General features: G+C 39.1%; 15 protein-coding genes. All 15 read right to left on the reverse strand.

Annotated elements, in window-relative coordinates; genetic code table 11:
- Nucleotides 1-13: 13 nt before the first annotated feature.
- Entirely contained in the window at nucleotides 14-703 is a 690-nt protein-coding gene (locus EKM69_RS02870) for a 5'-methylthioadenosine/adenosylhomocysteine nucleosidase (RefSeq protein ID WP_125707937.1), read from the reverse strand.
- Nucleotides 704-718: 15 nt separating this feature from the next.
- Complete coding sequence (locus EKM69_RS02875) at nucleotides 719-1,003, reverse strand: hypothetical protein (protein WP_225423819.1); 285 nt, start codon at nucleotides 1,001-1,003, stop codon at nucleotides 719-721.
- 1 nt (nucleotide 1,004) lies between these two features.
- The gene (locus EKM69_RS02880) at nucleotides 1,005-1,577 is read right to left on the reverse strand and encodes an NUDIX hydrolase (RefSeq protein ID WP_125707939.1); all 573 of its coding nucleotides are present in this window, start codon (nucleotides 1,575-1,577) and stop codon (nucleotides 1,005-1,007) included.
- Nucleotides 1,578-2,403: 826 nt separating this feature from the next.
- Entirely contained in the window at nucleotides 2,404-2,619 is a 216-nt protein-coding gene (locus tag EKM69_RS02885) for a cold-shock protein (RefSeq protein ID WP_125707941.1), read from the reverse strand.
- A gap of 9 nt (nucleotides 2,620-2,628) precedes the next feature.
- Nucleotides 2,629-5,406, reverse strand: coding sequence for an isoleucine--tRNA ligase (gene ileS, locus EKM69_RS02890; protein WP_125707943.1), 2,778 nt, complete (start codon nucleotides 5,404-5,406; stop codon nucleotides 2,629-2,631).
- 215 nt (nucleotides 5,407-5,621) lie between these two features.
- Nucleotides 5,622-6,359: a DivIVA domain-containing protein gene (locus EKM69_RS02895; protein ID WP_125707945.1), complete on the reverse strand. Its 738-nt coding sequence runs from the start codon at nucleotides 6,357-6,359 to the stop codon at nucleotides 5,622-5,624.
- Between the two features lie 16 nt (nucleotides 6,360-6,375).
- Nucleotides 6,376-7,173 (reverse strand): YlmH family RNA-binding protein, encoded by a 798-nt coding sequence (locus tag EKM69_RS02900; RefSeq protein ID WP_125707947.1) that lies wholly within the window; start codon nucleotides 7,171-7,173, stop codon nucleotides 6,376-6,378.
- A complete protein-coding gene (locus tag EKM69_RS02905) occupies nucleotides 7,174-7,440 on the reverse strand; it encodes a YggT family protein (protein WP_125707948.1) in 267 nt (88 codons plus the stop codon). It abuts the gene before it with no gap.
- A 14-nt stretch (nucleotides 7,441-7,454) separates the two neighbouring features.
- Nucleotides 7,455-7,868 (reverse strand): cell division protein SepF, encoded by a 414-nt coding sequence (locus tag EKM69_RS02910; RefSeq protein WP_125707950.1) that lies wholly within the window; start codon nucleotides 7,866-7,868, stop codon nucleotides 7,455-7,457.
- Nucleotides 7,869-7,884: 16 nt separating this feature from the next.
- Nucleotides 7,885-9,135: a cell division protein FtsZ gene (gene ftsZ / locus EKM69_RS02915; RefSeq protein WP_125707952.1), complete on the reverse strand. Its 1,251-nt coding sequence runs from the start codon at nucleotides 9,133-9,135 to the stop codon at nucleotides 7,885-7,887.
- 48 nt (nucleotides 9,136-9,183) lie between these two features.
- Nucleotides 9,184-10,521 (reverse strand): cell division protein FtsA, encoded by a 1,338-nt coding sequence (gene ftsA, locus EKM69_RS02920; protein ID WP_125707953.1) that lies wholly within the window; start codon nucleotides 10,519-10,521, stop codon nucleotides 9,184-9,186.
- 76 nt (nucleotides 10,522-10,597) lie between these two features.
- A complete protein-coding gene (locus EKM69_RS02925) occupies nucleotides 10,598-11,299 on the reverse strand; it encodes a cell division protein FtsQ/DivIB (RefSeq protein WP_125707955.1) in 702 nt (233 codons plus the stop codon).
- A 17-nt stretch (nucleotides 11,300-11,316) separates the two neighbouring features.
- Entirely contained in the window at nucleotides 11,317-12,417 is a 1,101-nt protein-coding gene (gene murG / locus EKM69_RS02930; RefSeq protein WP_164505832.1) for an undecaprenyldiphospho-muramoylpentapeptide beta-N-acetylglucosaminyltransferase, read from the reverse strand.
- 13 nt (nucleotides 12,418-12,430) lie between these two features.
- Nucleotides 12,431-13,795: a UDP-N-acetylmuramoyl-L-alanine--D-glutamate ligase gene (gene murD, locus EKM69_RS02935; RefSeq protein WP_125707959.1), complete on the reverse strand. Its 1,365-nt coding sequence runs from the start codon at nucleotides 13,793-13,795 to the stop codon at nucleotides 12,431-12,433.
- 10 nt (nucleotides 13,796-13,805) lie between these two features.
- Entirely contained in the window at nucleotides 13,806-14,771 is a 966-nt protein-coding gene (gene mraY, locus EKM69_RS02940) for a phospho-N-acetylmuramoyl-pentapeptide-transferase (protein WP_125707961.1), read from the reverse strand.
- Nucleotides 14,772-14,775: the final 4 nt, after the last annotated feature.

Raw genomic sequence — 14,775 nt, forward strand, 5'->3', positions numbered from 1 at the left:
TCCCCTTCTCGATCTATTCCTGATCTAAAAAATTCAATAGCATTTGAACAGACTTTTGACCAGCCTGAACAACGAATTCGTCGAAATTAACACTTGCATTTTCGTCACCAACATCACTCATTGAACGGATCACAACAAATGGTGTTTGGAATTGAGTACAAACTTGTGCTACAGCTGCACCTTCCATTTCTGAAGCCAAGGCATCAGGGAAAGCTTTTTTAATTGTAGCAATTTTTTGCTTATCGTCAATAAATTGGTCTCCAGATACGATCAATCCCTTGTGATAATTCAAATGTGTTTTATCAGCAGCAATTTCAATTTGATTAATATAGAAAGGATCGGCATCAAAATACAAAAGACTTCCTGGCAATTGTCCCATTGCATAGCCTGATTCAGTGACGTCGACGTCGTGATAAGCTAACTTATCAGAAATCACAAGATCACCGATCTTCAAGCCTTCACCAATACCACCAGCAGAACCAGTATTAACGATAAAATCAGGTTGAAATTTTTCATTCAAAATAGTGGCCGTCATTCCTGCTTGAACCTTACCAATACCACTTTGTGCCAAAATAACTTGATGGTCACCATAAGTGCCCTCAGTAAACTCGACATTAGCAACCGTAGTTGCTTTAAAAGCATCCATACTGTCCTTGAATAATTTGATTTCTTCTTCCATTGGTACGATAACGCCAATTCTCATGTGTGATAGCTCCTTCTATATAAAAAATAAAATTAAAAATACAATTATAATTAAGCCGAATACAGTAATAATCGCAATATTTAGCTTTTTTTTCAATTTATTTGTCTTATTTTCAAAAGATAATTCTTTTTCTTCTTTAATTTGATCAGGATGTTGTTCCTGGTAACGTTTTTCGACCTCTTGACGCTTTTGTTCAGCCTGACGTCGTTGCAATTCTTCTTCAGTAATAACCGATCCACTACCGGCATCTTGATCTTGACCATTAGACTTATTGATCAAATTCTTTAATTTAGCAAACATCTTATTCACCTTTAGCAAGCAATAACTTCCAATAAGTAACTGCCCAGATTGATTTACCGTCACAAATAGTTCCATCTTCGATATATTTTTCAGCTTCTGCAAGTGTCAATCTCTCGACATTCAAAAACTCATCAGCATCCAAAGGCCGTTTAAATTCGACCGGTTGCAAGTCTTTAGCCGCAAAAATAGTGATCTTCTCATTAGAATAACCAGGACTAGCAAAGAAAGCAGTAACCTTCTCCAACTTATCAGCATCAGTAGAAAGTCCCAACTCTTCATCCATCTCACGCAAAGCAACTTCCTTAAGATCACTACCCTCATCAGGATCGATCTTACCAGCAGGAATCTCCAAAGTCTCCTGCCCTAAAGGAGCACGCCATTGACGAACAAAAATCATCTTATCATCAACAAAAGGAATAATCCCAACGGCCCCATGATGTTGAACAACCTCACGAATGGCAGGAATACCATTAGGCAAAATAACTTGTTCAACATCAACATTAAAAATCTTACCCCCGAACATCCTACGAGAAGCAACAACTTCCTCAAAATACTTAGAATCTTCCTTACGCATAATCCTACCTCGCCATCCTTAGAATCATCGGCAAAAAAAGCCGACATCGTTAAACTGCAATCATTATTGTAACATATAAAAAAGAGCGTGGAGGGGCACGGTCAGCTGCTGAGGATTAACGCATGTAGTCGCACAAGGTGCTGCGAAGCAGTGCCGCGACTACATGTGTTAACCGGAGGCCGCTGTGCCCTGGAACGCGTTTCCACTATAAAACGGGCAACGTTTGGCAACAAAACAAACGAGGTTTGGTAAAAATAAACAAGTAATAACAATAACCATACCCAGCAAAAGCAATCGCGAGAGTGCAGTGAAACAGCACGCGAGCCACCCCAAAAGAAGAAGTAACCATATAAAATCCCACACGGAATTCAATACCATCTAGAACATCACATGAATTGGAATTGGAATTGGAATTGGAACTGGAACTTACCAACATAAAAAACATTTGAGATAGACAAGTGAAAAATAGGACGAGCAAAAACAGCCAACTTAACCAACAAAAATCGGTAAAACCCAAAAAATGGGGGGGTGATTGCACCATCTAGACGGAGGGGCCCGGGGATACAGCCCTCAGTGGTGAAATTCTTCTTAGCGACAGAGGAGCTTAGAAGAAGGTGCAGTTTTGAAACAAGCGAGCGCACTTTGCTCGATTGGTTCAAAATGTGCCCACCACGTTCCAGCGGCTGTATCCCCGGGCCCCGGAGTCGGCAGTGAACCACCAAAACAAACTACAACCTCTATCCAAACAACCACCAAAAATCACCAACATCCACCAAAGCAAACCCCCACTGTCCGCCAAACTCTCCTACAAAAAACAAAAAAAGCGCTAATCAGCGCTTTCCTCGTTAACAATAGTAATATTGACAGCCTGTGGTCCCTTATACCCAGGAGCAATCTCAAAAGAAACAGACAAACCTTCCTGAATATAAAAATCTTCTCGGTTCAAAACCGAATCAGCGAAAAAGAAAATATCACTTTCACCGTCGTTAATAAACCCAAAACCTCGCTGCTTATTAAATCTAACTACTTTACCTTCAAACATCTAATCAACCTAGTCTTCAAAGCCTTCGCTTATAGTTTGTGGATATTCTTCAGTAACTATCTTAGCACATCTAGCACAGAAATTAGGGAAGTTTGAGTCAGAACCGACATCAGTCTTAGTCATCCGACATCTAGAACAAACTTCACCATCGGCTTTTTCAACTAGCACTGCACTGTCTTCATATTCGTCTGCACCAGCTGGAGCTGAGTCAACAACTTCAAATTGAGAAACGATCAACAATTGACTGACATTGTCACCCAAGTTAGATAATGTTTCTTTCAAGTCATCTGAAGGACAAATTGTAACTTTTGCTTCTAGAGACTTACCAATTAACTTGTTATCACGAGCGACTTCGAGTGATTTCAAGACATTGTCTCTAAAGTCCATGAACTTAGTCCATGTAGCTTTGATATCATCAAAGTCAGCTTGTTTTTCAGGCTTAGGCATTTCAGCTAATTGAACGTATTCTTCAGGTTCCTTCAAGTATTCCCAAACTTGTTCCATTGTATGTGGCAAGATTGGTGTCAATAATTTAGATAATGCGACAACACTATCATAAATTACTGTTTGCATTGAGCGTCTTGAATGTGAATCTTCAGGATCGATGTAAACAACATCTTTAGCAAAATCAAGATAGAATGTTGAAAGATCATTCGTCAAGAATTTCAAAACTTGTTTGTTTACTGAAGCAAAATCGTAATTATCGTAGTCTTTAAGGACATTTTCAATCAAATCATTCAACTTCATTACGATGTACTTGTCTTCTGGACGTAAGTCGGCGTATGCAACACGATTCTCTTTTGGATCAAAGTCAGTTGTATTAGCTAACATGAATCTAATTGTGTTACGGATCTTACGGTATGATTCTGAAGTTTGTTTGAATGAATCAACTGAGACAGAGACATCAGAACTAGCGTCGACTGAAGCAACCCAGAGACGAATAATTTCCGCACCAAATTGTCTTTCGATGTCACTAGGAGCAATAACATTACCTAGTGATTTACTCATCTTAACGCCATTTTTATCAAGGGTGAAACCTTGTGATAAGACTGCCTTATAAGGAGCTACACCGAAGGCTGCAACTGATGTGATCAACAATGAGTTGAACCAGCCACGATATTGGTCAGAACCTTCAAGAACTAAATCAGCTGGGAAAGTTAAATTGTCACGCAATTTAGCAACACCAGCATGGGCTGTCCCGGAGTCGAACCAAACATCCATGATGTCAGTTTCTTTAGTGAATTCGCCGTTTGGACTATTAGGATTTGTGTAGCCTTCTGGTAACAAGTCCTTAGCATCACGTTTAAACCAAATATCTGAACCATATTTACCAAACAAATCAGCCACGTGGTCGATGATTTCTTTAGTCATGATAGGTTCACCATTTTCAGCATAGAAAATTGGTAGTGGAACACCCCATGCACGTTGTCTGGAGATAACCCAGTCACCACGGTCACGGATCATGTTGTAAAGACGTTTTTTACCCCAATCAGGAATAAAACTAACTTTTTCTAACTCGTCGAGTAGTTGTTGTCTAAACTTATCAATTGAAGCAAACCATTGTGGTGTAGCACGGAAAATAACAGGTTTCTTAGTACGCCAGTCATGTGGATAACTGTGAGTGAAGAATTCTAATTTCAATAATGATCCATTATCAGTCATTCTCTTAGTGATCAACTTGTTAGCATCATCATAGAAGACACCCTTGTATTCAGGAATCTCATCAGTAAAGCAGCCGTGAGCATCAATTGGTGAAAAGACTGGCAACTTGTATTTCATACCGACAACAAAGTCATCAGCACCAAAGCCAGGAGCTGTATGAACTAAACCAGTACCATCGTCTAATGTTACGTGGTTACCTAAGATCAAAAGTGATTCTTGATCGTAAAGTGGATGTGTAGCTGTAAGTCCTTCAAGATCAGCACCCTTGAATTCTTTCAAGATCTTAACATCGTTCCAACCCAATTCTTCTTTCAAAAAGTCGATTCTGTCTTGGGCTACAACGTACTTCTTACCGTCAGCATCGATTTGAACGTAATCAAATTTAGGGTTCACACAAATGGCTTCGTTTGATGGAATTGTCCAAGGAGTAGTTGTCCAAATGATGAATGAAGTATCATTGTCCAACAAGTCTTTACCATCACGAACTTTGAAAGCTACGAAAATTGATGGTGATTTAATATCATGGTATTCAATTTCGGCTTCAGCTAATGTTGATTCTGAAGATGGTGACCAATAAACTGGCTTTTTACCACGGTAAATATAGCCTTTGTCAACCATTTCACCGAAGACTTTAACTTCTTCTTTTTCAAATTCAGGTTGATAAGTGATGTATGGGTGATCCCAATCAGCTGAAACACCTAAACGTTTAAATCCGGCCATTTGCTTCTTAATTTCATTTTCAGCAAATTCTTGACACATTTTCCGGTATTCTTCCATACCGATTTCCTTACGTTTAACACCTTTTTTAGCTAATTGTTGTTCAATTGGCAAACCGTGAGTATCCCAACCAGGAACGTAAGGTGAACGATATCCGTCCATTGATTTGTAACGAACGATGATATCCTTTGAGATCTTGTTCAAAGCATGTCCCATGTGGATGTCACCATTGGCAAATGGAGGACCATCTAATAATTCGAAAGTTGGCTTGCCTTCATTTAACTTTTGTCTCTTTTCATAGATCTTATTTTCTTCCCAAGCCTTTTGCCATTCGGCTTCTTTGTTAGGAAGATTTCCACGCATTGGGAATTTTGTTTTACCTAAATTCAAGGTATCTTTTACTCGCATGTCTTTCACTCCTTATATTTATCAACATTAAAAATAATGCATTAAATAAAAAAAGAACCCATCCAAATTAGGACGAATTCTTCGCTGTACCACCTATTATTGGTATAAAACTTATCTAATTGTCGAAAAGTTGATATACGTTGATCTACTTAATTTACTAGTCTCACACCAACACTAGCTCGCTGAAAATATTCTTCGACCCGCACTTGTCTTTTCTAATTATTATTGCCGTTGTCAGAATCAAAATTAAATGTTGGACCGTTTTGGTCGTTATTAATCGTGTATGAATCTGACGTCCTGTTATCAGGAATGTTCTCATTATAATCCACTTGATTAGAATTTGGAACACCCTCAGCAGAATTTTGATTTTCAGAAACTGAATCTTGTGGATCCAAAGCAACTTCTGGTGCTGTTTCATCACTGGCACCGATCCGTGATTTCAAATCATCAGTCGGGGTTTGTTCGAGCATCTTATTCCATTCCGGACTTTCAACATAATCAAGTTGTTGTTGTAGCATCCGCTGTAAAGTTGCCCGAAAGGCACTCGTCCGACTCTTAAGATCATCTGTTTGGATCGTAACTTGTCGAGCCTTGTCAGAAGCATCTTCTAGGATCTGGTTAGACTTAGTTGTCGATTGATCTAATAAGTCTCTAGCTTTACTTTGGGCTTCTTCAGAAATCACTTGAGCTTCTTTTTCAGCATTAGCCTTCACTTTATCAGCTGCATCTTGAGCTACCAAAATGGATTGATTCAAAGCATCCTTCATATCAGTAAAATATTTCAACTGTGACTGAGTTTGCTTTAATTCTTTTTGGAGCTGTGCATTTTGTTGAAGCGCTAAATCATAGTCATTGACTACTTGGTCTAAGAAATTGTCGACTTCTTCCCGGTCATAGCCACGAAACTTTCGATCAAACTCTTTATTATGTATTTCGATAGGCGACAATACCATCTAACCACACCCCTGATCACTTTCTAATTATATTTACAAATAAAATGTACTTGTTATTATGAGATTTCCCCATAATATTGTTTACTCTTATCCGTCCGTAACCTCTGACACTGACAGTATCAAACATCGTTACAAAAGAACTGGCATTACGATCAACGACCCAATTCAGCTGAACACGACCATGCTCCACTAACGATTTAGCGACCGTTCGGGAAACATCATAAACTTCAGCAATTATCGTATCTAATCGCAATGACTGGACGTTGATCGTCTCGTCTTCTGATTCGTCGATCGGCATCAACAAATCTGTCTGAAGGTTTTTTTTAATCAAATGAATCTTAAATGAACCTATTTTATCGACTTGGTCTTCAATATATTTACCGATATTATCAAAGACAAAAAATTGCCATCTTTTGCCGTCAGTAATAATATCCCCAAAATGATCCCGTTCAACTCCAGATCCAGTCAATGATCCTAAGATCTGCCCATGATGTAAGTTAGCAAACTTTTCTGGGTAACGGATTTCATAAAGTAAAATCTTGAAGTCAGACTGTTTAGGTACAAAATAATCAGGAGCAATAATGCCCCTGACTCTTTCTGCCCCTTCGTATCCACCAAAATAGTGAACAAATAAATCATCATACTTGTTCACTAAATTGTCTAGGATCGCGCGTTCGCGCAAATTCAAAAAATCTGTCAGTTGGGGTATATACATTGTTTGTGTCCGAAGTAATAAATCACCGATTTTATCGATAAAGGGCTTTTCTTCTGGGCGGAAATATCCGCTAGTAATTACCTTTGTTTTATCACTCATTTACACTATATAAAAAATCACCCTTGCTAGGACCTGTATCAACACTAAGGCAATGATCGGTGAAAAATCGATCATACCGATCCGTGTTGGTATAATTCTCGAGATCAAATTTAGAAATGGCTCTACTAAACTTCTTACAAATCTTCCAACGACCGAATTGTATAGCGCAGGTATGAAAGTCAAAACGCAATAAACGAATATGAGAATTTCATACGTCCGGAATAAATATGCGATCATTAATGGCAAACCGGCCATAACTCGAGTCATTTAATATCCTCCGTTTATTCACCTATGTCAGGTATACTACCATCTATTTGAAATTTAGGTGGCGTGCAAAGGAAGATCTTGTCTCCAACACGTTTGATCTCACCGTTTAAGGCATAGACCGTTCCTGTTAGGAAATCTACGATCCGCTTTGCTTGATCATCTTTAATGCTGTTAAAGTTCACAATAACAGCTTTGTTGTTCAAGAGTTGTTTCGCAACATCTTTGGCGTCAGCGTAAACTCTTGGTTGAAAAATAGCAATCTTATTGCTTGCTGACTTAGTGCTACCAGATTCGATGGAAACGACTTTTTGGTTATCAGAATAATCTACTGATTCTTCTTCGGTTGGTTGGTTCGTTTTTTGTGAGGCATCATAGTTTTCGTCCTCACCGAGACCGAAAAATGTTCCTATTTTTTGAGAAAATGCCATAATTAAAACTCCCTAATTATTTATTTCTGCGCTTGAAAATTGGAGGCGTTGAGTCATCATCGTCATCGCTTAAGTCAATTGTTTCTGGCTTTTGGAAAATGTCGAAGTCACTCTTTTCACCAGCAACGTTGTTGACTGATTTGTCGCCACCTGCTTGGTTAATGTCCCAGTTAGAGAATGGGTCACTATTGCTTGGTTGTTGTTGCTGTGGTTGAGCTGGTTGGTCGTTTTCTTTACGATCTTGACCATCAAAGACAGCATTAGGATTGTTTAGATTCAAACGACGGTTACGAGGTTCTTTCTTGCCACCTTCAGTTTCAACACCTGTTGCGATAACAGTAACTTTAACTTGATCACCAAGTGTTTCATCGATTGATGTACCAAAGATAATGTTGACGTCTTTAGTAGCTTGGTCAGTAACGATTTGAGCTGCATCTTGTGCTTCAAATAATGACAAGTCAGGTCCACCTGTGATGTTAAGTAGGACTTGTTTAGCACCATCGATCGATACTTCAAGAAGTGGTGATGAAATAGCTTTGTTAGTAGCATCAGTAATTCTGTTTTCACCGTTGGCTGTACCAATACCCATAAGAGCTGAACCTTGATCAGACATAACAGTCTTAACATCAGCAAAGTCCAAGTTAACGAATCCTGGTGATGTGATCAGGTCAGAGATACTTTGTACACCTTGTCTCAAGACATCATCAGCAATGCTGAAAGCTTCGTTCATAGGTGTCTTCTTGTCAACAATCTCAAGTAACTTGCTGTTTGAGATCAAAACTAGTGTATCAACGTCTTTTTTCAATTCACTAATTCCGTCAGCAGCAAATCTTGAACGTTTAGAACCTTCAAAGGCGAATGGACGTGTCACTACACCAACAGTCAATGCGCCACTTTCTTTGGCGATGTTTGCCACGATAGGAGCAGCACCTGTACCTGTTCCACCACCCATTCCGGCAGTGATAAAAATCATGTCTGCGCCTTCTAAGGCTTCTTTAATAGCTTCTTCACTCTCTTGAGCGGCCTTTTGACCGATCTCAGGGTTTGAACCTGCACCTAGACCTCTAGTCAATTTAGGTCCTAATTGGATCTTTGTTTCAGCTTGAGAACTTTCAAGTGCTTGGACATCTGTGTTAGCTGCGATGAATTGTACACCCTTAATACCAGTGTCGACCATGCGGTTAACGGCGTTTCCACCGGCTCCACCAACACCGATCACTTTAATTACTGCCCCCATGTTTTCGTTTGAATCTAATGAATATTCCATTAAGGAGTTCCTCCTATTACCTGTCTTGAATATAGTTAACTTTTATAATTAATCAAAAAACTTACTCCAAAAGTTCTTCATGCCTTCCATCCGTGAACCTTTTTGTTTCTTCTTAGGCGAAGACTTCTTCGGTTGCTCAGCTGGTTTTTGAGTTGACTTTTGTGTATCCTCTGGAACCGGTTGAACGCTTGGTCTTGGAGCTGAATCATTTTGGTTAATTGCAGCACCGTTGACTACATTGTCGGCAATAATTCCGATATCGTTCAAATTGGATGCGTATGTTACTAAACCTAAACCTAGCGCGTATGAAGGATATCTCATCCCCATTTGTGCAGGGACATAGCTTCTGACTTTAACGCCAAAAACATCTTTAGCAAGCTCCCCGATCCCTGATGTAGCAGCGACTCCACCAGTTAAAACAATTCCTCCTGGTAAAGTCAATGCTCCTGCATCTTCAAGTGGTCCTTTGAGTCTTGTAAAAATCTGTTGAAGTCGAGCTTCAATGATCTCTGACAAATACTCTTCTGAAATAGTTTCCGGTTCAGATTGACCTACTACATCAACACTGATTGTATCATCAGTATCAGCATTTTCCGAATCTGCTGTACCATAATACAGTTTTAATTGTGCAGCATTTTCAACTGTGGTATTTAAAACGACTGAAATATCGTGAGTGACGTAGTCGCCACCTTCGAAATCGACTGTCGATAACTTGAGATTGTGATCATGAACTACTGATGCAGTAGTTTGTCCGGCACCCATATCAATAATGATAGCGCCAAAATCACTTTCTCCTTCGTTAAGGGCAACTTGGCTCAGTGCCATAGGAGTGATAACTTTATGAACAATGTGCAATCCTGCTTTCTGGATCGCTTTCTTCGTATTGTGAACAATCGTCTTAGGAGCAGTGTAGATGATCCCCTTCATCTCTAAACGAACTCCGATCATTCCCCTTGGATCACGGATATTATTAAATCCGTCAACAGAAAATTGCTTTGGAAGTAGGGAAACTACTTCACGTTCACTAGGCAAATTTTGGATCATAGCTGCAGCCATGACCTGTCGAACATCATTTTCTGTAATTTCTTTAGATTGCGTGCCAACAGCAATCATCCCCTGGCACTTCTCGATTTGAAGCATGTTAGCTGAAATGCCAACAACTACTTCCTTGATCGTAATATTTGCCTGAGTTTCTGCTTTTTTTACGGCTCGTTTTATGGCACCGGCAGCTTTATCAATATCTACGATAACGCCACGACTTACCCCTTCAGATCGCTCACTTCCGACACCAACGACGCTTAATTTATCGTCTGATGCTTCAGCAACTACCACTTTAATAGAGTTTGTACCAATATCAAGGCCTACAAAGAACTCTGAATTGTCCATAGACAGTGGTTGCCTCCTTAACTAATTAAAAAACCATTCATTAAAAAATTTTAACACAAAAAAGATTATATTGAACCTATTTCTTCTTATCAAACGGATAAGAATAGGCACCGATCTCCATATCGATGACGCCCTTCTTTTTCATTTGTGAAGCGATGCTAGGATAATATTTCATCTTTTTGTCAACTGTTCTAATATCCGCAATCACTTTATTACCGTCATTCATATCGATTTTGATCCGATATGGATTAACTTTATTAGAAGCGTTATGGATCTCAGAAATATTATTTTTTACGCTTTCTGGCATTTTTTTATAAATTTTAGTTATTTTTACTAAATCAGATTTTTTATCAAAATCTGTGTAGATGGGATAATTCCCAGTGTAGGATTTCAATTTATTCGATAAAATTTTCCCATTATCAATTATTCTATAGTAATATCCATTTTTGTAAATAAGCCCGAGCGTCGGATACTCATCTACCACAATCGTTAAATCACGTAAATTACTCGTTTTAAAGGAAACTGATCTTACTGATGGGAGTTTCTTATGCGTCTGTTCAGAGATCGATCTATGCTTCAAAAAAACACCGACCAACAGCGAGTTATCGTTGATCTTAGTAGCATCGATCACTTGCTGAGCACCTAGGTCATTGACTCCTTTAACAGTGATATTTCGCACTTTACTGAATGAAGATCCTAAGTATGCCAAAATTATAATAACGATGGCGATAAATAAAATAATAAAACTTTTTTGATAACTTTTGGCCTTTTTTGACATATTGTTGACCCCTACTACTATTTCTTGACTAAATCTAACAATACTTGGATCAGTTTGTCAGAAGCATCGGGAACTCCATTTTCTTTGGATGCTTTTGACATTTTTGCTAATTCTTCTGGATCGGTCATGATGTCGGAAACGGTATTGAACAACTTATCTGCCGTTAAATCTTTTTCTACTAAGACTTTTGCGGCCCCATTCGCTGCCACGGAATTAGCGTTTACTGTTTGATGATCATGCGTCACATAAGGACTAGGAATGAAGATGGCCGGAATACCTAAGGCAGTTATCTCAGCGATACTAGTTGCCCCACTTCGACCAACGATCATGGTCAAGTCTGGTAAGATCTCCGGCATGTTATCAATGTATGGTTGCACCGAGATATTTGGCAATTCAAGATATTTTTGATTGATCCGTTTGATCACGCCATCATAATGCACTCGACCGGTGACAAATAACATTTGAAAGTCTGCTTTAGCAAATTCATCTAAGGCACCAATGACTGCTTTATTGATCGGCTCGGCTCCACGTGAACCTCCAAAAATCAAGACCGTAGGTTTACTTGGATCTAAATCGACATCTTTTAGCCGATCATTCTCCTTTATCCCTGCAGCTTCTTGAGCTCTAGGGTTACCAGTAAAGACAATTTTCTTCTTCTCAGAAAATTGATTTTCGGCTTGAGTGAAGGCAATCGCAATTTTGTTGACGAAATGACCTAAAAACTTATTGGTAATTCCAGCAATTGTATTTTGTTCATGAATAACCGTTGGAATGTGTAACTGGTGAGCAGCATAAACTACCGCACTAGAAACATAACCACCAGTACCCACTACGATATCTGGTTTAAATTCCTTGATGATTTTCTTGGAACGGCTGATCGAAGCAAAAAACATTTGCATAACTTTGACATTTTCCAAGGTCAACTTACGCTTGAAGCCACTGATCTTGATAGTTTTGAAGTCGATCCCTTCACGGGTAACGATCTTACTTTCAAGACCTTTTTCAGTACCAACGTAGAGCACAGCTTCGATCATATCTCGTTCTTGGAGACGTTTGATCAATGCCATCGCTGGATAAATATGGCCCCCAGTTCCACCACCAGAGACGATAATTCTCAGTTTAGTCATATTTTTACCCCTTTAATTTTTCAACTTCGTCGATGAACAGATCTCCACGTTGTTCAAAGGTGTCAAATTGATCCCAGCTTGCAGCAGCTGGTGAAAGTAAAATGACGTCACCCTTGGAACTTTGTTGATAAGCTTCCGGTACTGCTTGTGACAAGTTTTGAACTTCGATAATATTGCTGATCTCAGCTTTTTCAGCGGCGTCGATCATCTTAGTAGCCGTTTGTCCATAAACGATGATGTTGTGGACTTTTCCTTTCAAATAAGGAACTAATTCGTTGAAGCCATTTCCACGATCCAAACCACCGGCAATCAACGTGATTGGTGCCTTGAATGCTTGCAATGCTACGATGGTAGCTTCAATGTTTGTAGCTTTAGAGTCATTGTAAAATTTACGATCATTGAATTGATCAACATATTGGATCCGGTGTTTAACTCCTGAAAACTTGCTTAATACTTCGATAATGTCGCCGTCTGAAACGCCAAAAATCTTAGCAACGTTAATTGCAGCTAAGGCGTTTTGAACGTTGTGTTCACCAGGAACCTTGATGTCATCGATATTCATGATCAAATGACGGTTGTAATAAATGTTGCCTTCAAATTCATAAGCACCAAAACCTAATTCTTGTTGGTCTGAAAAAGGAATGATCGAAGCTTGTGACTTCTTTGCTAGATCACGCCACTCTTTTTGATTCCAGTTAACGATGAAATAATCATCTGCTGTTTGGTTTTTAGTAATGTGCATTTTTGCATTGATGTAATTTTGACGAGTCTTGTGAAAATCCAAATGAGCTGAATAAATGTTGTTCAACACAGCGACATGTGGATGTAAATTGATAGTTCCTTCAAGTTGAAAACTCGAAAGTTCAGTTACGACAACATCGTCTTTAGTAGCTTTTTGGATGACATCGGAAATAGGAATACCGATGTTTCCTGCATAATAAGATTTCTTGAATTGAGGAGCATGGTCAAGCATTAATTGGATCAAAGTAGTTACGGTTGTCTTACCGTTAGTTCCGGTAACAGCAACCATCGTAGCGTCTGAACAACTATATGCGATCTCAGGTTCAGTGATGACCGGAATGTTCAATTGTTCAGCACGCTGAATCAAATCATTTGAATATGGGATCCCTGGATTTTTAACTAGGAAGTCATATGATTCGTCGATCAAACTAGCATCATTACTACCTGTGATAACTTCAAAGCCCTCGTCTAACAATGCTTGGGCTTCAGTGTTACCTTCTAGTGGATTTGAATCGACTACTTTAACCTCACAATTGATTTTTTTTAAAAGCTTGGCTACTGCATAACCACTTTTGGCTAATCCTAATACTAAAATTTTCTTATTTGCGTAACTACTATTCATGACCATAACTTACCTTCTATATAAAAATTATTAAATAAATTGCTGAGAATGCGGCACCAAAGAGCCAGAAAATGATATCGATCTTCCATTCACTCCAGCCCAGCATTTCAAAGTGATGATGGATCGGCGTCATCTTAAAAATACGACGATGGAATACTTTGAACGAGAACACTTGGAGCATGACACTGGCTGTTTCGATCACATAAACTAAACCGATCAAAAGTAATGACCAGTAACGTCCTAATAAGATCGAGATGGCAGCTAGTCCAGCACCGAGGGCCAATGAACCAACATCTCCCATAAATATCTTGGCTGGTTTGTGGTTGAAGATCAAAAAGGCTAGTAATCCACCTACCACTGAGAAGCACACAATTGCGATGTCAGCCCGGTCTTGGTTCAAGGCTATAATTGCATACGTTAAGTATGAAATGGCCCCTAGACCGCCTAATAAGCCGTCTAGACCATCAGTTAAGTTGGTTGCGTTTGAGAACCCGACTAACCAGAAAATCGTGAACAAGACAAAGATGACTGCTGAATCGATTGAGAACCAACCTGGAATTGCAAATTTCGTTGGTAGTTTGTCATTGAAGTACACCACTAAAAAGATAGCAGCAACAATGATTTGCAAGATCAATTTTTGAAGAGCTTTCAAGCCAAGATTTCTCTTCTTGAAGACTTTGATGAAGTCATCGATAAAACCGATGCAACCAAACAAGACGATCACTAAGGTAGTGATCATCAAAGCATGTGTCATTTGGTTGAGCCAAGCTCCGACCCAAAGGTTAGTAATAGCCATGGCGATCAAGATCAAGAGTCCGCCCATTGTAGGAGTTCCTGACTTTTTCTCGTGCCATTTTGGTCCTTCTTCACGGATCGATTGACCTTCTTTGTGTGCGATCAAGTAGCCGATCAAAAATGGCATGAAGATCGCAACGATTGCAAAACTACTAATTATATCGATAAATATTTTACTAAGTTCCATGGAT

Origin of the sequence: Companilactobacillus zhongbaensis, assembly GCF_003946515.1 — a bacterium.
GTDB classification, from domain to species: domain Bacteria; phylum Bacillota; class Bacilli; order Lactobacillales; family Lactobacillaceae; genus Companilactobacillus; species Companilactobacillus zhongbaensis.